22 protein-coding genes are annotated in these 22,648 nt (G+C 60.0%); 7 read left to right on the top strand and 15 right to left on the bottom strand.

The window, feature by feature from the left end; genetic code table 11:
- Window positions 1–139: 139 nt before the first annotated feature.
- The 5 genes from fkpB to murJ all read right to left on the bottom strand — a co-directional run bounded on the left by fkpB (window position 140) and on the right by murJ (window position 6,541).
- The gene (fkpB, locus tag CKW24_RS07240; protein ID WP_174244638.1) at window positions 140–577 is read right to left on the bottom strand and encodes an FKBP-type peptidyl-prolyl cis-trans isomerase; all 438 of its coding nucleotides are present in this window, start codon (window positions 575–577) and stop codon (window positions 140–142) included.
- Between the two features lie 7 nt (window positions 578–584).
- Window positions 585–1,097, bottom strand: coding sequence for a signal peptidase II (gene lspA, locus CKW24_RS07235; RefSeq protein ID WP_095166502.1), 513 nt, complete (start codon window positions 1,095–1,097; stop codon window positions 585–587).
- A complete protein-coding gene (ileS, locus tag CKW24_RS07230) occupies window positions 1,090–3,921 on the bottom strand; it encodes an isoleucine--tRNA ligase (protein WP_095166500.1) in 2,832 nt (943 codons plus the stop codon). Before ileS ends, lspA begins: the two co-directional genes overlap by 8 nt.
- Window positions 3,922–3,934: 13 nt before the next feature.
- Window positions 3,935–4,873 (bottom strand): bifunctional riboflavin kinase/FAD synthetase, encoded by a 939-nt coding sequence (gene ribF / locus CKW24_RS07225; protein WP_095166498.1) that lies wholly within the window; start codon window positions 4,871–4,873, stop codon window positions 3,935–3,937.
- A gap of 129 nt (window positions 4,874–5,002) precedes the next feature.
- Entirely contained in the window at window positions 5,003–6,541 is a 1,539-nt protein-coding gene (gene murJ / locus CKW24_RS07220; protein WP_095166496.1) for a murein biosynthesis integral membrane protein MurJ, read from the bottom strand.
- Between the two features lie 252 nt (window positions 6,542–6,793).
- Here murJ and rpsT point away from each other — a divergent pair, with 252 nt between their 5' ends.
- On the top strand, window positions 6,794–7,072 hold the full coding sequence (rpsT, locus tag CKW24_RS07215) for a 30S ribosomal protein S20 (RefSeq protein WP_003185593.1): 279 nt from the start codon (window positions 6,794–6,796) through the stop codon (window positions 7,070–7,072).
- A gap of 117 nt (window positions 7,073–7,189) precedes the next feature.
- Here the strand turns inward: rpsT and CKW24_RS07210 are convergent, their stop codons facing one another.
- The 5 genes from CKW24_RS07210 to rplU all read right to left on the bottom strand — a co-directional run bounded on the left by CKW24_RS07210 (window position 7,190) and on the right by rplU (window position 10,951).
- Window positions 7,190–7,651 carry a CreA family protein gene (locus tag CKW24_RS07210; RefSeq protein ID WP_095166494.1) on the bottom strand — a complete coding sequence of 154 codons (462 nt, stop codon included), beginning with the start codon at window positions 7,649–7,651 and terminating at the stop codon, window positions 7,190–7,192.
- A 15-nt stretch (window positions 7,652–7,666) separates the two neighbouring features.
- Window positions 7,667–8,785: a glutamate 5-kinase gene (gene proB / locus CKW24_RS07205; protein ID WP_095166492.1), complete on the bottom strand. Its 1,119-nt coding sequence runs from the start codon at window positions 8,783–8,785 to the stop codon at window positions 7,667–7,669.
- Between the two features lie 123 nt (window positions 8,786–8,908).
- Window positions 8,909–10,132, bottom strand: coding sequence for an Obg family GTPase CgtA (gene cgtA, locus CKW24_RS07200; protein ID WP_095166490.1), 1,224 nt, complete (start codon window positions 10,130–10,132; stop codon window positions 8,909–8,911).
- Window positions 10,133–10,325: 193 nt separating this feature from the next.
- Complete coding sequence (rpmA, locus tag CKW24_RS07195) at window positions 10,326–10,601, bottom strand: 50S ribosomal protein L27 (RefSeq protein ID WP_093419745.1); 276 nt, start codon at window positions 10,599–10,601, stop codon at window positions 10,326–10,328.
- Between the two features lie 35 nt (window positions 10,602–10,636).
- The gene (gene rplU, locus CKW24_RS07190) at window positions 10,637–10,951 is read right to left on the bottom strand and encodes a 50S ribosomal protein L21 (protein WP_003176051.1); all 315 of its coding nucleotides are present in this window, start codon (window positions 10,949–10,951) and stop codon (window positions 10,637–10,639) included.
- Between the two features lie 240 nt (window positions 10,952–11,191).
- On the opposite strand from rplU, the gene CKW24_RS07185 reads away from it, so the two are divergent.
- The 3 genes from CKW24_RS07185 to CKW24_RS07175 all read left to right on the top strand — a co-directional run bounded on the left by CKW24_RS07185 (window position 11,192) and on the right by CKW24_RS07175 (window position 13,149).
- Window positions 11,192–12,160, top strand: coding sequence for a polyprenyl synthetase family protein (locus CKW24_RS07185; protein ID WP_095166627.1), 969 nt, complete (start codon window positions 11,192–11,194; stop codon window positions 12,158–12,160).
- Window positions 12,161–12,345: 185 nt separating this feature from the next.
- Window positions 12,346–12,687 (top strand): zinc ribbon domain-containing protein YjdM, encoded by a 342-nt coding sequence (locus CKW24_RS07180; protein ID WP_027617845.1) that lies wholly within the window; start codon window positions 12,346–12,348, stop codon window positions 12,685–12,687.
- A 204-nt stretch (window positions 12,688–12,891) separates the two neighbouring features.
- Window positions 12,892–13,149, top strand: a complete 258-nt coding sequence (locus CKW24_RS07175) for a hypothetical protein (protein WP_095166625.1) — start codon at window positions 12,892–12,894, stop codon at window positions 13,147–13,149.
- 83 nt (window positions 13,150–13,232) lie between these two features.
- Here CKW24_RS07175 and CKW24_RS07170 read toward each other — a convergent pair whose 3' ends face one another.
- From CKW24_RS07170 to CKW24_RS07160, 3 genes are all read right to left on the bottom strand, one after another.
- Window positions 13,233–13,850 carry an FKBP-type peptidyl-prolyl cis-trans isomerase gene (locus CKW24_RS07170; protein WP_095166489.1) on the bottom strand — a complete coding sequence of 206 codons (618 nt, stop codon included), beginning with the start codon at window positions 13,848–13,850 and terminating at the stop codon, window positions 13,233–13,235.
- A gap of 129 nt (window positions 13,851–13,979) precedes the next feature.
- Window positions 13,980–14,282 carry a DUF6482 family protein gene (locus CKW24_RS07165; RefSeq protein ID WP_095166487.1) on the bottom strand — a complete coding sequence of 101 codons (303 nt, stop codon included), beginning with the start codon at window positions 14,280–14,282 and terminating at the stop codon, window positions 13,980–13,982.
- Window positions 14,283–14,392: 110 nt separating this feature from the next.
- Window positions 14,393–14,881: a TIGR00645 family protein gene (locus tag CKW24_RS07160; RefSeq protein ID WP_095166485.1), complete on the bottom strand. Its 489-nt coding sequence runs from the start codon at window positions 14,879–14,881 to the stop codon at window positions 14,393–14,395.
- 157 nt (window positions 14,882–15,038) lie between these two features.
- Between CKW24_RS07160 and CKW24_RS07155 the strand changes: the two genes are divergently transcribed.
- Window positions 15,039–16,868, top strand: coding sequence for a hypothetical protein (locus tag CKW24_RS07155; protein ID WP_095166483.1), 1,830 nt, complete (start codon window positions 15,039–15,041; stop codon window positions 16,866–16,868).
- Window positions 16,869–16,870: 2 nt separating this feature from the next.
- On the opposite strand, the gene CKW24_RS07150 is transcribed toward CKW24_RS07155, so the two are convergent.
- Window positions 16,871–17,212: a hypothetical protein gene (locus CKW24_RS07150; protein WP_095166481.1), complete on the bottom strand. Its 342-nt coding sequence runs from the start codon at window positions 17,210–17,212 to the stop codon at window positions 16,871–16,873.
- Between the two features lie 265 nt (window positions 17,213–17,477).
- Window positions 17,478–19,916, bottom strand: a complete 2,439-nt coding sequence (locus tag CKW24_RS07145; RefSeq protein ID WP_095166476.1) for a Lon protease family protein — start codon at window positions 19,914–19,916, stop codon at window positions 17,478–17,480.
- A gap of 277 nt (window positions 19,917–20,193) precedes the next feature.
- On the opposite strand from CKW24_RS07145, the gene CKW24_RS07140 reads away from it, so the two are divergent.
- Both CKW24_RS07140 and CKW24_RS07135 read left to right on the top strand, forming a co-directional pair.
- Window positions 20,194–20,682 carry a DUF3015 domain-containing protein gene (locus tag CKW24_RS07140; protein ID WP_095166474.1) on the top strand — a complete coding sequence of 163 codons (489 nt, stop codon included), beginning with the start codon at window positions 20,194–20,196 and terminating at the stop codon, window positions 20,680–20,682.
- Window positions 20,683–20,774: 92 nt separating this feature from the next.
- A complete protein-coding gene (locus CKW24_RS07135) occupies window positions 20,775–22,628 on the top strand; it encodes a DUF4105 domain-containing protein (protein WP_095166472.1) in 1,854 nt (617 codons plus the stop codon).
- The last annotated feature ends 20 nt before the right edge of the window (window positions 22,629–22,648 follow it).

The following is a 22,648-nucleotide window of genomic DNA, read 5'->3' as shown; positions in this document are numbered from 1 at the left end:
TCTTGCCCTGTAGGAGCGGGTGCCCGCTTGCGGCTTGCTCGCGAAAAACTCAAAGACACCGCGTTTATCCAGGATATACGCGTCATCGTTAACGATCATCGCGAGCAAGCTCGCTCCTACAAAAGGCCGGCTTAGTCGGTTAGAGCGCTTTGACGTCGATAATCTCGACGTCAAAGGTCAAGGTCTTGCCCGCCAGCGGGTGGTTGAAGTCGATGGTCACTTGCGTGTCATCGAATTCCTTGACCACACCCGGCAGCTCGGTGTTGGCCGCATCGTTGAAGATCACCAGCAAACCCGGGGACAGCTCCATGTCCTGGAACTGCGAGCGCGGGATGATCTGTACGTTCTGCGGGTTGGGCTGGCCAAACGCACGCTCTGGCTCGATGCTCAGTGTACGCTTGTCGCCCGCCTTGAAGCCGAACAAGGCGGCTTCGAAACCTGGCAACAGGTTGCCATCGCCGACCTTGAAGGTCGCCGGGGCTTTGTCGAAGGTGCTGTCGACGGTGTCGCCGTTCTCCAGGCGCAATGCGAAATGCAAAGTGACTTCCGTGTTCTGACCGATGCGTTGCTCAGCCAATACCTGTTCAGTCATGAACGGTTTCTCCGGTTTTCTTGCTTTTGAACATATCCAGCGCAAGCATCACGGCGCCGACGCTGATGGCGCTATCGGCAAAGTTGAACGCTGGGAAATACCAGCGGTTCTGCCAATGCACCAGAATGAAGTCGATTACATGGCCCAGGGCAATGCGGTCGTACAGGTTGCCCAGCGCCCCGCCCAGCACCAGCGCCAGGGCGACGGCCAGCCAAGTGTCGTTGCGCCCCAGGCGCTTGAGCCAGACCACCAGCACGCCACTGACCACGATCGCGATCAAGGCGAACAGCCAACGCTGCCAACCACCGCCATCAGCCAGGAAGCTGAAGGCCGCACCCGTGTTGTAGGCCAGGGTCCAGCTGAAGTAATCGGGGATCACCACGATCTGCTGGTACATCGTCAACGAACCTTCGAAGTAGAACTTGCTGGCCTGGTCGATGACCAGGACCAGCAGGCTCAACCACAGCCAGCTCAACCGTCCGAAACGGCTAGCAGCATCAGGCATAGTGACGAACCTCGCCTGCGCCGCTGATGTTGTCAACGCAACGACCGCAGATTTCCGGATGCTCCGGGTTCACCCCGACGTCCTCGCGGCAGTGCCAGCAACGGGCGCACTTGGCGAAGCCCGACTTGACCACCTTGAGTTTCAGGCCGCTGACTTCGGTCGCGACTGCGTCGGCCGGTGCCTGCACGAACGGGGCAATGCTCGCGGTCGAGGTGATCAGGACGAAGCGCAGCTCGTTGCTCAGCTTGGCCAGGTCGGCGCTCAGCGCCTCTTCGGCGTACAGCGTGACTTCGGCTTGCAGGTTGCCACCCACCGCCTTGGCAGCGCGCTGGATTTCCATTTCCTTGTTGACCGCCACCTTGACCGCCATGATCCGCTCCCAGTAGGCGCGGTCCAGCTCGAAGCCTTCCGGCAGTTCGCTGAGGCCTTCGTACCAGGTGTTGAGCATTACCGATTCGTTACGCTCGCCCGGCAGGTACTGCCACAGCTCGTCGGCGGTGAAGGCCAGGATCGGCGCGATCCAGCGCACCAGCGCTTCAGAGATGTGGTACAGCGCGGTTTGCGCCGAACGGCGGGCCTTGCTGTTGGCGCCGGTGGTGTACTGGCGATCCTTGATGATGTCCAGGTAGAAACCGCCCAGCTCCTGCACGCAGAAGTTGTGGATCTTGGAGTAGACGTTCCAGAAGCGGTATTCACCGTAGTGCTCTTGCAACTCGCGTTGCAGCAGCAAGGTGCGGTCCACGGCCCAACGGTCCAGGGCGAGCATTTCGTCGGCCGGCAGGATGTCAGTGGCCGGGTTGAAACCGCTCAGGTTGGAAAGCAGGAAGCGCGCGGTGTTACGGATCCGCCGGTAGGCGTCCGCACTGCGTTGCAGGATCTGCTCGGAAACCGCCATTTCACCCGAATAATCGGTCGAAGCCACCCACAGACGCATGATGTCGGCGCCCAGGGTGTCGTTAACCTTCTGTGGCGCAATCACGTTGCCCAGGGACTTGGACATCTTGCGGCCGGACTCATCGACAGTGAAGCCGTGGGTCAGCAGCTCGCGGTACGGCGCGTGGTTGTCGATGGCGCAACCGGTCAGCAGGGACGAATGGAACCAGCCACGGTGCTGGTCCGAACCTTCCAGGTACAGGTCGGCACGCGGACCGCTTTCGTGGCCCATCGGGTGCGAACCGCGCAGGACGTGCCAGTGCGTGGTGCCCGAGTCGAACCAGACGTCGAGGGTGTCGCTGATTTTGTCGTACTGTGGCGCTTCATCGCCCAGCAGCTCGGCAGCGTCCATCTTGAACCAGGCTTCGATGCCTTCGACTTCGACGCGCTGGGCCACCAGTTCCATCAGCTCAACGGTACGCGGGTGCAGTTCGCCGCTTTCCTTGTTCAGGAAGAACGGGATCGGCACACCCCAGTTGCGCTGGCGGGAGATGCACCAGTCAGGACGGTTGGCGATCATCGAGTGCAGGCGTGCCTGGCCCCAGGCCGGAACGAACTTGGTCTCTTCAATGGCCTTGATCGCACGCTTGCGCAGGGTCTCGCCAGTTGCCGGCTCTTTGTCCATGCCGATGAACCACTGCGCGGTGGCGCGGTAGATCAGCGGGGTCTTGTGACGCCAGCAGTGCATGTAGCTGTGTTCGATGATGGTGGTGTGCAGCAGCGCACCCACTTCAGTCAGCTTGTCGACGATGGCCGGGTTGGCTTTCCAGATGAACTGGCCACCGAAGAACTCCAGCGACGTCGCGTACACACCGTTGCTTTGCACTGGGTTGAGGATGTCGTCGTTGACCATGCCGTACTTCTTGCAGGTCACGAAGTCGTCCACGCCGTAGGCCGGGGCGGAGTGAACCACACCGGTACCAGCGCCCAGTTCGACGTAGTCCGCCAGGTAAACCGGCGACAGGCGATCGTAGAACGGGTGACGGAAGTTGATCAGCTCCAGCTCTTTACCGGTGGTGGTCGCGATGACCGAACCTTCCAGGCTATAGCGGGCCAGGCACGATTCCACCAGCTCTTCAGCCAGCACCAGCAGCTGGTCACCGACGTCGACCAGGGCGTAGTTGAATTCCGGGTGAACGTTGAGCGCCTGGTTGGCCGGGATGGTCCACGGGGTGGTGGTCCAGATCACGATCGAAGCCGGCTTGCCCAGCGATGCCAGGCCGAAAGCCGTAGCCAGTTTGGCTTCATCGGCAATCGGGAAGGCAACGTCGATGGTCGAGGACTTCTTGTTCTCGTATTCGACTTCCGCTTCGGCCAGGGCCGAACCGCAGTCAAAGCACCAGTTCACGGGCTTGAGGCCCTTGAACACGAAACCACCCTTGACGATTTCAGCCAAGGCGCGGATTTCGCCGGCCTCGTTCTTGAAATCCATGGTCTTGTACGGGTTGGCGAAGTCGCCCAGCACACCCAGGCGGATGAACTCGGACTTCTGCCCTTCGATCTGCTCGGTGGCGTAGGCACGGCACAGTTCGCGGGTCTTGTCCGCGCCCAGGTTCTTGCCGTGGGTCACTTCGACTTTGTGCTCGATCGGCAGGCCGTGGCAGTCCCAGCCCGGGACATAAGGTGCGTCGAAGCCCGACAGGGTCTTCGAACGAATGATCATGTCCTTGAGAATCTTGTTGAGCGCGTGACCGATATGAATGGTGCCGTTGGCGTACGGAGGACCGTCGTGCAGCACGAACTTCGGACGATCCTTACCAATCTCACGCAACTTCTGGTACAGCCCAATGCTGTCCCAGCGCTGCAGAATCTGCGGTTCGCGCTGAGGCAGGCCGGCCTTCATTGGGAAGGCGGTGTCCGGAAGGTTTAGCGTGGCTTTATAGTCGGTCATTTAAGGCTCTTCATTAGCGATTGGCGCTAGGTGCGGCATAGGCACGGGCGGCGGCGACATCCGCATTGATCGCCGTCTTAAGCGCCTCCAGAGAGGCGAAACGCTGCTCATCACGCAGCTTGTGGTGGAAAACCACCGTCAAACGCCGGTCATACAGATCGCCGGCAAAATCGAGTATATGGACTTCAAGGTGGGCTTTGCCGTCACCTGCGACCGTTGGCCGGACGCCGATATTGGCGACGCCTGGCCAGGTCTTGCCGTCGAGGTCGACACTCACCAGGTACACCCCGGTCAGCGGCACGCGACGGCGCTTGAGTTGCACGTTGGCCGTTGGCGTACCCAACTGGCGCGCCAGCTTCTGCCCGTGCAGGACCCGCCCGGCAATCCGGAACGGCCGCCCGAGCAAACGCTCAGCCAACTCGAAATCAGCGGCGGCCAGGGCGTTTCGCACCTGGGTGCTGCTGACCCGCAGACCGTCCAGCTCGACCGTCTGCGCCGCTTCCACGGTAAAACCCTGGACGCTACCCGCCTGCTGCAGGAAATCGAAATCCCCTACCCGGTCACAGCCGAAGCGGAAATCGTCACCGACCTCCAGATGCTGGACGCCCAGGCCATCGACCAGGATGGTGTCGACGAATTCGGCGGCGCTGAGCTTGCTCAAGCGCTGGTTGAACGCCAGGCATAACACCCGGTCAACGCCTTCGTCTGCCAGCAGTTGCAGCTTGTCGCGCAGGCGAGCAAGACGCGCGGGCGCGGTGTCGGGCGCAAAAAACTCGCGGGGCTGGGGCTCGAAAATCACCACGCAGCTGGGTACGCCCAACTCAAGCGCACGTTCACGCAGCCGGCCCAGGATAGCCTGGTGACCACGGTGAACACCGTCAAAGTTGCCAATAGTGGCGACGCAGCCCCGATGCTGGGGGCGCAGATTGTGGAGGCCTCGAACCAGCTGCATAACGCGCTTCTTGCTCATAAAGTGGTCGATTATAACCACACCCGGCGGCCGACGACAGGCAACACCGTAACCCAAAGTGATCGAACCGACAAAACCGACGCCTGGCTCGCGATTATTCCAGCATTGGCGTCAGCTCAACGCCTTGCGATTGAAGTCCCGCAGACGGAAGCCCAGCAGCGCCAGCATGCCGAAATACGTTACCACCCCAGCACCAACCAGCACGCCCAGACGCAGGAAACGCTCGAGCATGTGACCGTCGCTCCAGGCCGGCATGAAATGCATTATCCCCAGCAGTACTGCGGACATCACGGCCACCGCCAGCAACAGCTTAAGGGCAAACTTGCCCCAGCCCGGCTGCGGTTGATACATATTCTGCTTGCGCAGTTGATAGAACAACAGGCCGGCGTTCAGGCACGCCCCACCACTGATGGCCAGCGCTAGGCCCGCGTGCTTCAGCGGGCCGACCAAGGCCAGGTTGAACAGCTGGGTGACTATCAGGGTGAAAATTGCGATTTTTACCGGAGTGCGGATGTTCTGTTGCGCGTAAAAGCCGGGAGCCAGCACCTTGATCACGATAATCCCCAGTAATCCGACCGAATACGCCACCAACGCGCGCTGGGTCATCGACGCATCAAAGGCACTGAACTGACCGTACTGGAACAGCGACACCGTCAACGGCTCCGCGAGGATCCCCAGGGCCAGCGCACAGGGCAGCACCAGCACGAAGCACAGGCGCAGGCCCCAGTCGAGAATGCGCGAGTATTCGTGGCGGTCCTTGCTGGCATAGGTCTTGGCCAGGGTCGGCAGGAGAATGGTGCCCAAGGCCACGCCCAACACTCCTGATGGCAACTCCATCAGCCGATCGGCGTAGTACATCCAGGACACGGAGCCGGCCACCAGGAAGGATGCAAAAATGGTGTTGATGATCAACGAAATCTGGCTGACCGAAACCCCGAGGATCGCCGGCAGCATTTGCTTCATCACGCGCCAGACCCCGCTATCGCGCAGGTTCAGCCGTGGCAGCACCAGCATGCCGATCTTTTTCAGGTGTGGCAGCTGATAGAGCAACTGCGCCAGGCCGCCAGCCAGTACCGCCCAACCCAGCGCCATCACCGGCGGATCGAAGTAGGGGGTGAGGAACAGCGCGAAGATGATCATGCTGACGTTGAGCAGGGTCGGCACGAACGCCGGCACCGAGAACCGGTTATAGGTATTGAGAATCGCCCCAGCCAGCGAAGACAGGGAGATCAGCAATATATAAGGGAACGTGACCCGCAGCAGGCTGGACGTCAGCTCGAACTTTTCCGGGGTATCGGTAAAACCCGGGGCCGTGGCCCAGATCACCCAGGGCGCGAAGATCATCCCGATGATCGTCACCAGCGCCAGCACCAGCGTCAGCAAACCCGAAACATAAGCCACGAAGGTGCGGGTCGCCTCCTCGCCTTGCTGACTTTTGTATTCTGCCAGGATCGGTACGAACGCCTGGGAAAACGCGCCCTCGGCGAAGATCCGCCGCAACAGGTTGGGCAGTTTGAAGGCAATGAAGAAGGCGTCCGTGGCCATGCCGGCGCCAAATATACGGGCGACGAGGGTGTCACGCACGAACCCCAGAACCCGGGAGATCATCGTGATAGAGCTGACGGCGGCCAAGGATTTAAGCAGGTTCATGGAAGAGTTTTTTGCCTGTCGATAAACAGCAGGCGAACAATGCGCCTACTTATGCGATACTCCGCGCCGCAACAGCACAGAGCCAAAGCTCGCGAGTTTACAGGTCGTACGCCGGAATGAAATATCCCGGTGCTTTATACCTACCACTTAGCGGAACGTCTCAACCGCCCTTGACAAGACTTCAACTCATCGGCATGATTCGCGGCCTATTTTGTTTGCTATTTCCCAAAAAGTCTTTCGAGGAGCTCGACGGTGGCCAACACACCTTCCGCCAAAAAACGTGCAAAACAGGCTGAGAAGCGTCGCAGCCACAACGCCAGCCTGCGTTCCATGGTTCGTACCTACATCAAGAATGTAGTTAAAGCCATCGACGCAAAAGACGCTGAAAAAGCGCAAGCTGCTTACGTTCTGGCCGTGCCAGTTATCGACCGTATGGCCGATAAAGGCATCATCCACAAGAACAAAGCTGCTCGCCATAAGAGCCGCCTGAATGGCCACGTAAAGGCTCTGAACGTTGCCGCTGCTGCCTAAGCGACACGCTCATTAAAAAACCGACCTCAGGGTCGGTTTTTTATTGCCTGCGATTTGATCAAACCAATACAAAAAACTGTAGGGGTGGCTGCCCGCCCCTACGAGCCTCGAATCAAATCAATGCTGAGCCCACGGCAAAATCGGAATCGCCGTCACCGCATTCTGCGGACTGCCTTCGATCAGGCGGTCGCTATAGACCAGGTACACCAGGGTATTGCGCTTCTTGTCGAGAAATCGCACCACCTGCATGGTCTTGAACACCAGGGACGTGCGCTCCTTGAACACCTCGTCACCATCCTTGAGCTCACCCCTGAAGCTGATCGGCCCGACCTGACGACAGGCAATGGACGCCTCGGCACGATCCTCGGCCAACCCCAGGCCACCCTTCACTCCGCCGGTCTTGGCGCGCGACAGGTAGCAGGTCACACCATCGACCTTCGGATCATCAAAGGCCTCGACCACAATACGGTCATTGGGCCCGACAAACTTGAACACGGTCGATACCTGACCAATCTCTTCGGCCGAAGCCAATAGCGGCATCGCCAGCAACAACCCCAACAAGCCCTTTGCCATGCGCATGCGCTTTTCCTTCACTCAAACCAGAATCAGGTTATCGCGGTGAACCAGTTCCGGCTCCGCCATGTAACCCAGCAAACCGACAATCGCCTCGGACGATTGACCGATGATTTTTTGCGCCTCCAGGGCGCTGTAGTTAGCCAGGCCACGGGCAATCTCGCGACCGTCCGGCGCCACGCACACCACCATTTCGCCACGGCGGAAGCTGCCCTGGACCAGCTTGACGCCGACTGGCAGCAAGCTCTTGTTACCCTGGGACAAGGCCGAAACCGCGCCCGCATCCAGCACCAGCGTGCCGCGCGTCTGCAAGTGCCCCGCCAACCACTGCTTGCGCGCCGCCAGCAGGCCACGCTCAGGCGACAGCAAGGTGCCGATACGCTCGCCCGCCTTCAGGCGATCCAGCACCCGCTCCAGGCGCCCGCCCACGATGATCGTGTGCGCACCGGAACGCGCCGCCAGCCGCGCCGCACGCAGCTTGGTCTGCATACCGCCACGCCCCAGCGCGCCGCCCGTACCGCCAGCCACCGCATCCAGCGCCGGATCATCGGCACGCGCCTCGTAAATCAGCTGGGCATCGGGGTTATTCCGCGGATCAGCGTCGAACATGCCATCACGGTCCGTGAGAATCACCAACAGGTCAGCCTCGACCAGGTTGGCCACCAGTGCCGCCAGGGTATCGTTGTCGCCGAAGCGGATTTCGTCGGTGACCACCGTATCGTTCTCGTTGATCACCGGGATGACCTTGAGATCGACCAGCGCGCGCAGGGTGCTGCGAGCATTGAGGTAACGCTTGCGATCGGACAAGTCATCATGCGTCAGCAGGATCTGCGCAGTGTGCCGGCCATGCTCGGCGAAGCTCGACTCCCAAGCCTGCACCAGGCCCATCTGGCCAATAGCGGCCGCCGCCTGCAACTCATGCATTGCACTGGGTCGTGCAGTCCAGCCCAGACGACTCATGCCCGCCGCCACCGCCCCCGAGGACACCAGCACCAACTCGACGCCCGCCTCGTGCAGCGCCACCATCTGCTCAACCCAGACGCCCATTGCCGCGCGATCCAGACCCTTGCCGTCAGCCGTCAGCAAAGCGCTGCCGATCTTCACGACCCAACGCTGCGCACCTGTCACCTTGCTCCGCATGATCTTCAACCTTAGCTTGAGGACAGCACGACCCAGTGCTGCCCATAACGTTATTCGTGACTACCGATTTCCAGATACTAAAACGCCGCTCCAGGGAGCGGCGCTTAAGTTTATCGCAACGTATCAGTCACGCACGTAAATGATTTCCGGACCATCTTCGTCATCCACATCTTCTTCATCCCAGTCATCGTCACCGATGTCATGGACCGACTTCACGCCGCTGCGGCGCAGGGCACGCTGGTCATCCAGGGCCTGCAGCTGGGCACGCGCTTCATCTTCGATGCGCTGGTCAAGATCGGCCAGCTCTTCGCGGTACGCCGGATCGTTGGCCAGGCGATCAGCACGATCTTCCAGGTAACGCATGATGTCGCGAGTCAGGCGCTCGGTGCCTTCTTTGGCGATAGCCGAGATGACGTAGACCGGACCGGTCCACTCCAGGCGATCGACGATCTCCTTGACGCGCTCTTCGTGCTCTTCCTCAAGAATCTGGTCGCACTTGTTCAGCACCAGCCAACGATCACGCTCAGCCAGGGACGGGCTGAACTTGGTCAGCTCGCTGACGATCACTTCAGCGGCATCGGCTGCACTGGTTTCATCCAGCGGCGCCATGTCGACGAGGTGCAACAGCAGGCGGGTACGCGATAAGTGCTTGAGGAAACGAATCCCCAGGCCGGCGCCATCCGAAGCACCCTCGATCAGACCCGGGATGTCGGCAATGACAAAGCTTTTCCAGCGATCGACACTGACCACGCCCAGGTTTGGCACCAGGGTGGTGAACGGGTAATCGGCAACTTTCGGCTTGGCAGCCGACACCGAACGGATAAAGGTACTTTTACCGGCGTTAGGCAAGCCCAGCAGGCCGACGTCCGCCAACACTTTCATTTCCAGCTTGAGGTCACGCTGCTCGCCCGGCTTGCCCGGCGTAGTCTGGCGTGGCGCCCGGTTGGTACTGGATTTGAAACGGGTGTTACCCAGACCGTGCCAACCACCATGCGCCACCAACAACCGCTGACCAGCCTTGGTCAGGTCGCCGATAACTTCCTGGGTTGCCGAATCGATCACCGTGGTACCCACCGGAACCCGCAACACCAACTCCTCACCCTTCTTGCCGGTGCAGTCGGTGCTGCCGCCGTTGGCGCCACGCTCGGCATCGAAGTGCCGGGTGTAACGGTAGTCCACCAGGGTATTGAGGTTTTCGTCGGCGATCATGTAGACCGAGCCGCCATCACCCCCATCACCACCGTTCGGACCACCGTTTTCGATGAATTTTTCCCGACGGAAGCTCATGCAACCATTGCCGCCATCGCCAGCTTTTACTCGAATCGATACTTCATCAACAAACTTCATAACAAAACGCCTCTCGCCATACGGACGAGCCGAAAAAACCAAGACATAAGACTCTTGCAAAAATGAGCGCAGCGACCTCAAGCAACGACCGCAAACCCACTGCTTTCGCCCATCACAAACAGCTTTGCAAGAGACTCACCCCACAAACGAAAAAGCCCCGTCGCAAGACAGGGCTTTTCCAGCAACTACGTAATTATGCCGCGACGACTGGAGTCTTCGGGACAATGCTCACGTAACGGCGGTTGAAAGCGCCTTTTACTTCGAACTTGATCACGCCGTCGATTTTAGCGAACAGAGTGTGATCTTTGCCCATGCCAACGCCGTAGCCAGCGTGGAATTGGGTGCCGCGCTGACGCACGATGATGTTGCCCGGAATGATAACCTGGCCGCCATACATCTTCACGCCAAGGCGTTTGGCTTCTGAGTCGCGACCGTTACGGGTACTACCACCAGCTTTTTTGTGTGCCATGAGTTCAATTCTCCTAGTGAGGAATTAGGCTGAAATTAAGCCTGAATACCGGTGATTTTGATCTCGGTGTACCACTGGCGGTGGCCCATACGCTTCATGTGGTGCTTACGACGACGGAACTTGATGATGCGGACTTTATCGTGACGACCTTGGGAGATCACTTCAGCCACAACGGTAGCGCCAGCAACAACTGGAGCGCCGATATTCACGTCGTCGCCATTGGCAACCAACAGAACGCGATCAAAAGTAACGGATTCGCCGGTAGCGATTTCCAGTTTTTCGATCTTCAGGTATTCACCTGGAGCAACTTTGTACTGCTTGCCACCAGTAACGATTACTGCATAAGACATGGTATTTCTCCGATAATCCTGCTCACCCAGCTCTTTATAAGAAGAGGTATTGGCTGGCATGGCTGCATAAGGCTGGAAGGCCGGTTTGCAATTGCGTAAGGCAGGTGCTGCCCAGGAAGTTCAGGGTGCGCGATTGTACGCAAGCCACGAGCGCGTTGCAAGGGGCCGTCCATCGTGCCTTGACACCCGCTGGCGTGGGTCCTAGCATGCCGCGCAACCCTTATGGAGCACCTGTCGCTGATGCAACCCCAAGCTTTCTACCGCGCGGTGGCGGACGATTTTAGCGCCGTCGACGGCATCATCAAGAAGCAGCTGACTTCCCGAGTGCCGCTGGTATCGAAAATCGGCGACTACATCACCTCGGCTGGCGGCAAACGCCTGCGTCCTTTATTAGTGCTACTGTGCGGCAAGGCCCTGGGTCGCGAAGGCGATGACATGCGCCTGCTGGCAGCCACTATCGAGTTCCTGCACACCGCCACCCTGCTGCACGACGACGTGGTCGACATGTCCGGTATGCGCCGTGGCCGCTCGACTGCCAACGCCATGTGGGGCAATGCCCCGAGCGTGTTGGTCGGCGACTTCCTGTATTCGCGCTCGTTCGAGATGATGGTCGAACTGGGCTCCATGCCGGTGATGAAGATCCTCTCCCAGGCCACGCGGATCATCGCCGAAGGCGAAGTCCTGCAGCTGTCCAAGGTGCGCGACGCCAGCACCACCGAAGAAACCTACATGGAAGTCATTCGCGGCAAGACCGCGATGCTCTTCGAAGCCTCGACCCACAGCGCTGCTGCCCTCGCGGGTGCAACCCCGGAGCAGAGCGAAGCCCTGCGCACCTTTGGTGATCACCTGGGTGTGGCATTCCAACTGGTCGACGACCTGCTCGACTATCGCGGCGATGCCGAGACCCTGGGCAAGAACGTCGGCGACGACCTGGCCGAAGGCAAGCCGACCCTGCCGCTGATCTACACCATGCGCGAAGGCACGCCAGAACAGGCAGCCCTGGTGCGCAAGGCGATCCAGAAAGGCGGCATCGAAGACCTGGAGAGCATCCGCGCCGCTGTGGAGGCCTCAGGCTCGCTGGAATACACCGCGCAATTGGCGCGCGACTATGTAGCCCGCGCGATCAAGTGCCTGGAAATGCTGCCGGCCAGCGAGTACCGCGATGCCCTGGTTGAGCTGAGCGAGTTCGCGGTCGCCCGCACGCACTAAGGGATATCTGTAGGAGCGAGCTTGCTCGCGAAGGTCGCCAACGATAACGCGTGCATCCTGAATGAACGTGGTGTCATTGAGTTCTTCGCGAGCAAGCTCGCTCCTACAGGTGTTGCATCGCCCTCTCCCGCTTAAAACCCTATATAATGTGCGCTTTTTAGCCATCCTGAACTCAAGGAGCTTTAGTGAGCACGTTGCCACCCTGCCCGAAATGCAATAGCGAATACACCTACGAAGACGGCGCCCAACTGATCTGCCCGGAGTGCGCCCACGAATGGTCCGCCAACGGCGAGGCCGAGGCGGCGTCCGATGAAACTGTGAAAAAGGATTCGGTCGGCAACGTCCTGCAAGATGGCGACACCATCACCGTGATCAAGGACCTCAAGGTCAAGGGCACCTCGCTGGTGGTCAAGGTCGGCACCAAGGTCAAGAACATCCGCCTGTGCGATGGCGACCACGACATCGACTGCAAGATCGATGGCATCGGCCCGATGAAACTCAAATCCGAGTTCGTCAGAAAAGTCTGAGCCTGCTGCAAGCCATCGCGCGTCCGCGCGGGATGGCTGCTCCCCCCCCCTCGCAAGCCTTCCTCCCGCCCCAATAGCAAAACGCCAGCCGTTTTGATCCTGAGCAATCCCCGCGCACAAAATCCGCAGAAACCGCCAATAGGCACTTGCTATTAATTGAATAAGAATTATTCTCATCAAACCACTAGAAAGGAGATGAGCATCATGACTTACTTGATCGATGCATGGCTGGACCGCCCACACCCTTACCTCAGGATCCTGCATCGGGAAACCGGGGAAGTCTGCGCTGTACTGGAAGAAGAAGCCTTGAGCGAACTGCAGGACCAGGGCGACCTCGACCTCAATGGCCTGAGCTCCAGCGAACCGGTGGTGCTCAAGGAGCTGGTGCGCAACCTGTTTCTGTTCTGCTATGCCCGGGCATTGCGCCCGACGCATGATCTGACGCACAAGATCGAAATATGATGCAGCACAAAAAACTGTGGGAGCTAGCGCCCGCAAGCGAGCGCTCGCTCCCACATTAGCCCGATGTCATATCGGGCCGGGTATTACAGAACGTCCAGCAGCTCGACGTCAAATACCAGAACGCTGTGCGGCGGGATGCTGCCAACGCCTTGAGCGCCGTAAGCCAATTCGCTCGGCACGTACAGACGCCATTTGCTGCCTGCGTTCATCAGTTGCAGGGCTTCGGTCCAGCCAGCGATCACGCCGCCAACCGGGAATTCTGCAGGTTGACCACGATCGTAGGAGCTGTCGAACACAGTGCCGTCGATCAGGGTGCCGTGGTAGTGAGTACGCACGGTGTCTTCGCGGGATGGCTTGGCGCCTTCACCGGCAGTCAGGACTTCAAATTGCAGACCGGAAGCCAGGGTGGTGATGCCGTCACGCTTGGCGTTTTCAGCCAGGAATGCCAGGCCTTCACCCGCCGCTGCTTCAGCCTTGGCTGCCGCTTCGGCTTGCATGATTTCACGGATGACCTTGAAGCTGGCCGACATGGCTTCCTGGCCAACGCGGCTTTCCTTACCGGCGAAAGCGTCGGTCAGACCTGCCAGGATTGCGTCCAGGCTAACGCCCGGTGGCGGGTTGTCGCGCAGCTGGTCGCCCAGCTGACGGCCGATGCCGTAGCTGACGCGGGTTTCGTCGGTGGACAGATTTACTTCGGACATGACACTGCTCCGCTGTGCGGACGGCCCGAGACATTGCCGTGCGTGCACAGCGCATCCCGGAGCGCCCGGAACCAAAAGGGCGAGCAGACTAGCACAGATGCCCGTGCCGTGATCAGGGGGCCAGCGTCCTCAAGCCGAACGGAAGGCGATCGGCACTTTCAGGCTGTCCTCGCTACTGGCGCCCAATCCGCACATCTCGTCGTGGACCGAGGTGTGAACCAGATTGAACGGTAACTTGGGAAAGGCGTGGAGCATTTGCCGCGCATGCTCCACCGAGCGCAGGTGCATCATCTGGCCATGGGTGTCGCTCAGCGGGTAGGCCGCGCCGTGCATCCGCGCCTCGAGGAGATAGATCCCGCCTTCCATGGAGATCAGGTTCAGCTCATCGACCTTGCCGGCGATGGCATAGGCGTTCAACTCTTGCAGGTTCATGTGCACACCCCGTGCATTGGCGAGCCAGGACCCTTACAGGGATAAGCCTCGACGCACCAAAGCACAAGCCGACAACGCTGCCGCCCGTCCGTTTACCACCTGCGGGGTAATCAGTGCTTGGTCAGTTTGTCCAGGTAGCCCATGGCGAACGCCGAAATCACGAACGTCATGTGAATGATCACGTACCACTTCAGGTGCTCGGGATCGACGTTCTTGGCGTCCATGAAAATGCGCAGCAAGTGGATCGAGGAAATCGCCACGATCGAGGCCGCGACTTTCATCTTCAGCGAAGACGAATCCATGGTGCCCAGCCAGTTGAGCTTTTCCTTGGATTCATCGATATCCAGCTGGGACACGAAGTTTTCATAGCCGGAGATCATCACCATCACCAGCAGGCCGCCCACCAGGGCCATGTCGATCAGCGACAGCAGGACCAGGATCAGGTCCGACTCGGCCATCGAGAAGACGTTGGGGATAACGTGGAAGACTTCCTGAAAGAACTTCAGGGCCAGGGCCAGCAAACCCAGGGACAGGCCGAAGTAGATAGGGGCCAGCAACCAGCGCGAAGCGTACATTGTGTTTTCGATAAAGCGTTCCATTAAATCTCACACCAAGGCTGGAAATGGCGGCGAGTATACCAGCCGCTCAAACACCCATAAACCGCTGGCAAATCCATAACCTGGAAGTCTGACCGAGGGTTTTCTGCTAGTGTCCAAAGCGTTCGCACCCACGTGCGTCGTACGGGAATACTGGAAAATGGATGTGCGCTTACCCTTGACGACGATCGGCCTGTGCCTGGTGGCGCTGCTCAGCGGCTGCTCGCCCGCGGACGAAAAGCCTGCGCAAAGCCTTGAAGACAAGACCGTCCAGTTCGAAAAGTCACTGGACGCCATCACCGACCCCAAGCTCAAGGATGCCGTATCCAGTCTCGGCGGCTCCCTGCTGCTGCTCGAACGCGCCCAACAGAAGCTGGCCGCCAAGCCGGTCGAAACCGAGTACGGTGACGACGCCATGGCGTTGCTCCGGCACTACGCAAGCCCGCAGGCGCTGGTCGACACCTACATCAATGGCCTGATCGTCCTGCGCAAGGATGCCAGCTCCGACTACCTGACCGACCTGCAACCGGTGTTCCCGTTCAACTTCAACATGCCCTCGGAGTTTCCCTTCCCCCACGGCCTGGAATGGCAATCGGTCACTCTTAGCAACAAGCAGGTCATCCCCTTCCAGGCCGAATGGTCGGAAACCGACCCCGGCATCCAGCTGAGCCCTTCAAGCTCGAGCTTGACCGCCCCGGATGACCTGACCCTCGCCTACCCCTTTGTCGAGGGACTGGAGGTGGCCAACAGCAGCCAGCCACAACCCCTGACCCTGCAAGGCAAGGTCGAAGTGATCGCACCGCACAAGGTCGCGACCTTCAACCTGAGCAAAAAGGACATCGGGCTTACACGGACCGAGGCCAACCTCAGCGTCACCCTGCACAGCCTCGAGAACAACTACGCCGAAATCACGGTCGACAACCGCGCAGCGCTGGCCCCAGAGGTCGGCGACACCCCGCTCAATCCACTGATCGTCCAGGCCCGGGACCAGACCGGGCAGTTCCTCGCACGCGCCGGCTCGATCAACGAAGACTCAGCACAAATAGCCTTCTATCAAAACCAACTGGCCGAGATGCAAAAACAGACCGCCTGGAGCGAGGCACTGGAAAAGCAGCTTAATGACGAACTGCAAGCCTTCGAGCGCCAGCAGAGCCATCATTACACCAAGGTCTACTTCAATGGCCCCATCGACAGCCTGGAAGTCAACGTGCTGGATTTTTCCGCCGCCACCGTGACCCGCAAGGAACTGGATCTGCCCGTCAGGCGTTTTGACCGCAACACCACCGACAAAACCATTCAAAGCCTCACCCCGCCCGTGGTGGTCTATGACGACCAGGCCGGCAACTGGCTCAAAGGCGCGAGCCTGGACGCGCAGCAACTGAAAAACAGCATTCGCATCACCCAGTCGGTGGAGGACGCCAGTGCCGCGCGCATTCAGTTCGACCACCCCAGCAGCTTCAACGATGAACTGCTCGGTAGCTCATTCAGCCCCGGCCCGACTCCGTTGACCTTCTTCACCCAGGATGACAATGGCCTGCGTGGCACTCCCATCGAGTTGCCAGCCGAAGCCTTCGAAATCGATCCATTACACGCCACCATCACCTACGACCTGACCCTGTTCCCCGAAACCCCGGCCTACGCCGTGGGCTCCATGCCACTGTTTCTCGCCGATATTGAAAAGCACAGCCTCGACGCCAGCAAATTACCCAAAGGCCTGGAGCTCAGGGGTAACGCCCTGCTGGTCGACCAGAAAGTATTCCCCGCGCAGGACTGGCGCTTCTTCGCCAAGGACGCGAGCGGCAACTACCTGAAGGAGATTTTGCTGGTCAGTCATGACGCCAACACAGAGGGCCCCGCAGTGCTGGACGTGCACTACTTCTATGGTCAGCCGAGCCAATTGGAAAGCTACCAGCGCACCGACCTGGAAACCATCGAGTATGGCTTTGAGGTCAAGCTCGACAAGGTGCAGAACCCCACCCCTGCCGAGTGAGGTCAATGCCTTGGAGTCGAATCGAAACCATCCTGGTTGCGGTACCGGCCGCCGTTGATTTCCCGTAGCTGGGCTTGCAGGTGCAAGCACCAGATCTGCGGGTCGTCGGCCAGTTGATAACCATGCAGGGTCAGGCTTTCAACGATGGTATCGAGTATCGATTCAGCCACAAAAGGGCCATGAAACGGGCCTTGGGCCTTGATCGCCGAAGGCTGTTCGCCTGCCATGCCGGCAGCAAACAGCAAGGTCCACATGCCAGTATCGCCGGCGAGCGGGCGCACACTGCATTCGATCCGGGTCACGAGACCCAGGCATTGGCGGGTAAGGCAGAGGTTGCGCGACATGGCGGCGACCCTCGATAGATCCGGTATTCAGCCTCCACGCGAAGGCTGTCTCGATCCAGTGATAGCTGTCGATATCCTAGACCTGAGCATAGAAGAAAAGTCGAATCAGCAAGTTGCCGAGGGTAACGAAGCGCCGAATGGTCGCTGTTGGTTTTTTGACGTCATTCGCTGCGCCATAAAAAAGGAGCAAGGCTTACCCACGAAGGCGTCATTTCGTACGCATTCGCGGGTAAGCCTTGCTCCTACAGCGGGTAGATGACTGGGATCAAGCCGGCTTGGCTTCGGCCAGCGCCTCCTGCGCCAGTTCTTTCTCGGCCTCCTTCAAGTCCTCTTCGCTGATCATTTCCGCGATCACTCGCAAACGCTCGACCACCCGTGCGTTGACGCTGCCCTCAGGGAACTGGCCCTCCTCGTCCGGCTCACCGGCCGGCTCGCCAACCAGCAGGCTCAATGCCTCGTCGGCCTGGCGCACCGCATACACATGGAACTGCCCGGCCCGCACCGCCGCCAGGACCTTCTCATCGAGCATCAGCGTGGCCACGTTGGCCTGCGGGATGATTGCGCCCTGCTCACCGGTCAGTCCGCGAGCTTCGCACAGCCGGAAGAAGCCTTCGATTTTCTCGTTGACCCCACCCACTGCCTGTACTTCGCCGAACTGGTTGATCGAGCCGGTGATGGCGAAGCACTGCTTGAGCGGCGTCTTCGACAAGGCCGAGATCAGCGTACATGCCTCGCCCAACGACGCACTGTCGCCGTCGACATAACCGTAGGACTGCTCCAGGGCAATACTCGCCGAGATCGCCAACGGGAATTCCTGGGCATAACGACTGCCCAGGTAACCGGTGAGGATCATCACGCCCTTGGAGTGAATCGGCTGCCCGAGGTTGACCTCACGCTCAATGTCGACGATGCCACTGCCACCCGGGTAGACCGTCGCGGAAATCCGCGCCGGAACGCCGAAGGCCGAGTCACCCACTTCCAGCACCGTCAGCCCGTTGCACTTGCCCACGGCCGCGCCAGCGGTGTCGATCAGGATGATCCCCGCCAGCATGTCATCGAGAATCCGTGCCGAGACGCGCCCGGTACGGGTGGCCTTGGCCTTGAGTGCACGCTCGATATGCCCGGCGTCGGTCATTTCGTCGCCGGCCAGGTGCCGGATGAAGTCCGCCTCGCTGACCAACTGGAACAGGTCGCCGATGCGTGCCGACAAACGCCCCTGGTGCTCGGCCAGGCGCGCACTGTAAGTCGCCAGGCGCGCCACCGCATCGGCGGTCAGCGGGGCCATGCCTTCTTCCGAAGTGCGAGTCTTGAGCAACTGGGCGAACTGCTCCAGGCTCTCGTCGACCATTGGAATGTCTTCGTCGAAATCCACCAGCACCCGGAACATCTCCTGGAAGTCCGGATCCAGGTCCTGCAGCGTGTAGTACAGCTGGCGGGCGCCAATGATGACCACCTTGACCTGCAACGGAATGTGTTGCGGCGTCAGCGTCACCGTGGCCAGGCGGCCCATCTCCCCGAGTGGCGATTCCATTTTCAGCTTGCGCGACTGCAGGGCACGCTTGAGCGCATCCCACACGAACGGCTCACTGAGCATTTTTTCCGCTTCCAGGATCAGGAACCCACCATTGGCCCGGTGCAAGGCACCGGGTCGCAGTTGACGATAGGTGGTATAGAGCGCGCCCTGATCGGTGCTGTACTCGATGCGGCCGAACAGGTTTTCGTAGGTCGGGTGCGGTTCAAACACCACCGGCGCACCGCCACTGACCGAATGCCCCACCACCAGGCTCGGCGCGTATTGCTCCTCCAGCAGTTTACGGGCGACGGCGTCGGTCTTGCTGTCGTCGACCAGTTGCTCGACCACGGTCTTGAGCAAGTACACCTGCATCGCCTGCAGGTAACCGCACACCGCTGCATTTTCCGCGTACTTTTCCGACAGCGGCGCAAGCAATGGCTGCAAGGCCAGGGTGATGGTTTCTTCGTTCAGGTGACGCATCTGATTGCTGGATTCACGCTTCCACTGCGGCAGGCTGGCGAGCTCCTCGTTGAGTCGCTCTTCAAGCCCGGAAATATCTTCGTGGAACTGCTCACGCACCGCTTCCGGCAACTGGGCGAACTCAGCCTCATCCAGCGCCTTGCCCTCACTCATCGGAGTGAAGGCAATATTGGTGCTGTCGCGGTACAGCGCGACTTCTTTCTCCAGTGCCAGACGCTCGATCACATCCAGTGCACGGTCGTAGCGCTGGTTGAACGCGCGGTCGATAGCGCTTTTCTTTTGCTGGTAGGACGGGTGTTCAAAGACCGCAGGAAAGGTCGCGAGTAAGTTGTCGATCAGGCCATTGATATCGGCGATGAATGCACCGGCCGTGCCCGAGGGCAACTCCAGGGCGCGGGGTTCGCGTGGCTCATCGAAATTGTTGACGTAGACCCAGTCCGCCGGGGTCTGCAGGCGCTTGCCTTCGGCCTTGAGGTAGCGTTTGACGAACGAGAACCGACCAGTGCCAGGCTCACCCATGACAAACACGTTGTAACCGGGGCGTGGCATGGCCACACCGAACTGCAAGGCTTCGACCGCGCGTTCCTGGCCGAGCACACCGCGAAAAGGCTCCAGATCATTGGTGGTAGAGAAGCTGAACTGTTCAGCGGAAAACGGACGGGTCAGCGCTTCGGGCGCTAGACGCAAGCTGGCAGCAACAGGATCAGGCATCGGGCTTCCTTACATCAGGCGGGGCAGTTGGAGGCATTCTGGCGCTGCCTGCACCTGACTGGCAAGGCGCGCCTTGGGTAAAAGCATAGTCAAACGCCGAACCCTACCCAGGCGCCGGCTAAATCACTGGTTTGAGGAATATTTTTCCAAAAAACCACGGAACCCACGGAACCTGCCTAAACTCCAAACTGCGCGGCTGGACTAATAACCGGCCCACTGATGCCAAATTGGCCTCAGAACTCCTGTCCATTGGTACGCACATAAAGAGAACAAAGCTATGAAACGGATTCTTCTTGGTACTCTCTTCACCGCTGTATCCCTCAACGCCATGGCGCAGGCGCCAGGCGGTCCGGATTGCGGTTGGGGCAACATGCTGTTTGAAGGTCAGCGTGGCACCCCGGCTCACTTCCTGGCTTCCACCACCAACGGCACCTCCGGCAACGCCACGTTCGGCATGACCTCCGGCACCAACGGCTGCGCGACCAACGCTGCGCTGACCTATGGTGGCAAGTCCTGGTTCGCCATGAACGGCATGATAAACGAGCTGTCCGAAGACATGGCCAAGGGTCAGGGTGAAGCACTGACCACTTACGCTGTGGTCCTGGGCGTCGCACCGGAAGACCGTGCGCACTTCGCCGCCGTTACCCACGAACATTTCCAGCAGATCTTCAGCAAGGCTGACGTGACCGCTGAAGATGTGCATACCAATACCCTGGCCGTACTCAAGGCCGATACTCGCCTGGCCAAATACGCCACCCCAGCTTAAGCTCGACCTCACCCGCCCTCTCACCGGGGCGGGTTTTGTTTTTTGGACCTGACTGCATTTGGTCTTTATTTTTTCGACTTAAGTTGCCCACCATGCTCAAACGCCTTGCCTGTCTGGCGCTGTTTGTCTGCGCCCCGCTGTCCGCCGCGCCCCACCTCGACAACCAACGCCTGCAGCAACTGGCCAACGACCCGTTCTGGATTTCCCTGGGTCACTACGAAACCGCCAAGCTGGGCGGCTGGCGCAGCTACATCAGCGACCACAAATTTTTCCTGGCCCGCGACGGTGCCGAACACCCGGATGCCGAACTGGCGGCCACCGTACAGGCGCTGTATGCCCCGGCCAGCCTCGGTCAGCAACATGCACAATGCGTTTACCCGGCGCGTACCCGCTGGCTGCAGGCACAACTGCAGCTCAACGACCTGCCCGCGGTGGACTGCAGCGAATTCAAGCAATGGTTCAAGGATGTCTCGCCCCACAGTGCGGTGATGATTTTCCCTGCGGCCTACCTCAACAGCCCGTCTTCTATGTTCGGCCACACGCTGTTGCGGATCGACCAGGCCGGCGTACAAAGCGACAACACTGCCCTGCTCAGCTATGCGATCAACTTCGGTGCCTACATTGAGGGCTCGGACAACAGCATCCTGTATGCCTGGAAGGGTCTGATGGGCGGCTACCCGGGCTTGTTCGCCCTGGTCCCCTACCAGGAAAAACTCTCGGAATACCGCAGCCTGGAGAACCGCGACCTGTGGGAGTACCGGCTGAACCTGACCCAGGTCGAAACCGAGCGCATGGTCGAGCACGTCTGGGAACTGAAGCAGATCCAGTTCGACTATTTCTTCTTCGATGAAAACTGCTCTTACCGCCTGCTGGAGCTGCTGCAGGTGGCACGACCGGGGCTCAAGCTGACCGAACAATTCCCGCTGACGGCCATTCCCACCGACACCGTCAAAGCGGTGAAAGATGCCGGGCTGGTGGAAAAAATCGACTATCGGCCGTCCCGCGAGCGCGAGTTGCTCAGCCGCGCCGAAACACTGTCTGACGAAGAGCAGCAGTGGGTGCTGAAGGTCAGCGCCGACCCGCAACAATTGCAGGCACCCGCCTGCAAGGCCCTGCCACGGGACCGCCAGGCACTGATCATCGATGCCGCCTACCGCCTGGAACGCTACCGCGCCAATGGCCAGGAGCGCGACCCGGCACGAGCGCAACGCAGTTTCGAACTGCTGCGGGCGATCAACCAGAATCCACCACCGGAGCTAGCCATCGAGCGCCCGGGGCTGCCGGAAGACGGGCACCAATCACGCACCTGGCAGGCGGGTATCGGTACCCGCGGCGACCAGGCGTTCGGTGAATATGGCCTGCGCATGGCGTATCACGACCTCAACGACAATGCCGAGAGCTTCCCGCTGGGCGCACAGATTGAGATCCTGCAGATGAAATTGCGCCAGTACGAGGGCAACCAGTGGCAGTTGCAACAGCTGGACCTGGCCACCATCCGCTCCCTGACGCCACGCAACGAGCTCCTGCAACCCTGGTCCTGGCAAGTTACCGGCGGCCTGGAACGGGTGCCGGGCAAGCACGATGACGAGACCCTGGTCAGCCATGTCAACGGCGGTGCCGGCGGTACCTGGCAATTGGGCGAGGATGTGCTGGGGTTTGCCCTTGGCACGGTGCGGGTCGAACACAACAATGACTTCGCCGAGTTCATCTCGCCGGCGGCCGGATTCAACAGTGGCCTGCTGTGGCGCAACCCGCTGGGCAACCTGAGCCTGGAAACCCGCGGCGATTTCTTCACCAACGGCGAGGTGCGCCGTAGCCTGAGCCTGAACCAGCAGTGGGGACTGTCGCGCAACCTCGGCCTGCGCCTGAGCGCCCAGCGCGAATTCAGCCACCTCGCATCGGCGCAGAACGAGGTGATGCTGGAGCTGAAGTGGTATCACTATTGAGCGGCCTTCAGGCGCATGCC

This window comes from Pseudomonas sp. Irchel 3H3 (genome assembly GCF_900187635.1).
In the GTDB taxonomy this organism is placed as follows: domain Bacteria; phylum Pseudomonadota; class Gammaproteobacteria; order Pseudomonadales; family Pseudomonadaceae; genus Aquipseudomonas.
This window is presented reverse-complemented; position numbering and strand designations above follow the sequence as displayed.

What these genes read in the sequence shown, in the direction of transcription:
- lspA (WP_095166502.1), bottom strand. Translation starts at nt 1,097, where the DNA reads ATGCCTGATGCTGCTAGCCGTTTCGGACGGTTGAGCTGGCTGTGGTTG.
- ileS (WP_095166500.1), bottom strand. Translation starts at nt 3,921, where the DNA reads ATGACCGACTATAAAGCCACGCTAAACCTTCCGGACACCGCCTTCCCA.
- ribF (WP_095166498.1), bottom strand. Translation starts at nt 4,873, where the DNA reads ATGCAGCTGGTTCGAGGCCTCCACAATCTGCGCCCCCAGCATCGGGGC.
- murJ (WP_095166496.1), bottom strand. Translation starts at nt 6,541, where the DNA reads ATGAACCTGCTTAAATCCTTGGCCGCCGTCAGCTCTATCACGATGATC.
- CKW24_RS07210 (WP_095166494.1), bottom strand. Translation starts at nt 7,651, where the DNA reads ATGCGCATGGCAAAGGGCTTGTTGGGGTTGTTGCTGGCGATGCCGCTA.
- proB (WP_095166492.1), bottom strand. Translation starts at nt 8,785, where the DNA reads ATGCGGAGCAAGGTGACAGGTGCGCAGCGTTGGGTCGTGAAGATCGGC.
- cgtA (WP_095166490.1), bottom strand. Translation starts at nt 10,132, where the DNA reads ATGAAGTTTGTTGATGAAGTATCGATTCGAGTAAAAGCTGGCGATGGC.
- rpmA (WP_093419745.1), bottom strand. Translation starts at nt 10,601, where the DNA reads ATGGCACACAAAAAAGCTGGTGGTAGTACCCGTAACGGTCGCGACTCA.
- rplU (WP_003176051.1), bottom strand. Translation starts at nt 10,951, where the DNA reads ATGTCTTATGCAGTAATCGTTACTGGTGGCAAGCAGTACAAAGTTGCT.
- CKW24_RS07185 (WP_095166627.1), top strand. Translation starts at nt 11,192, where the DNA reads ATGCAACCCCAAGCTTTCTACCGCGCGGTGGCGGACGATTTTAGCGCC.
- CKW24_RS07175 (WP_095166625.1), top strand. Translation starts at nt 12,892, where the DNA reads ATGACTTACTTGATCGATGCATGGCTGGACCGCCCACACCCTTACCTC.
- CKW24_RS07170 (WP_095166489.1), bottom strand. Translation starts at nt 13,850, where the DNA reads ATGTCCGAAGTAAATCTGTCCACCGACGAAACCCGCGTCAGCTACGGC.
- CKW24_RS07165 (WP_095166487.1), bottom strand. Translation starts at nt 14,282, where the DNA reads ATGAACCTGCAAGAGTTGAACGCCTATGCCATCGCCGGCAAGGTCGAT.
- CKW24_RS07160 (WP_095166485.1), bottom strand. Translation starts at nt 14,881, where the DNA reads ATGGAACGCTTTATCGAAAACACAATGTACGCTTCGCGCTGGTTGCTG.
- CKW24_RS07155 (WP_095166483.1), top strand. Translation starts at nt 15,039, where the DNA reads ATGGATGTGCGCTTACCCTTGACGACGATCGGCCTGTGCCTGGTGGCG.
- CKW24_RS07150 (WP_095166481.1), bottom strand. Translation starts at nt 17,212, where the DNA reads ATGTCGCGCAACCTCTGCCTTACCCGCCAATGCCTGGGTCTCGTGACC.
- CKW24_RS07145 (WP_095166476.1), bottom strand. Translation starts at nt 19,916, where the DNA reads ATGCCTGATCCTGTTGCTGCCAGCTTGCGTCTAGCGCCCGAAGCGCTG.
- CKW24_RS07140 (WP_095166474.1), top strand. Translation starts at nt 20,194, where the DNA reads ATGAAACGGATTCTTCTTGGTACTCTCTTCACCGCTGTATCCCTCAAC.
- CKW24_RS07135 (WP_095166472.1), top strand. Translation starts at nt 20,775, where the DNA reads ATGCTCAAACGCCTTGCCTGTCTGGCGCTGTTTGTCTGCGCCCCGCTG.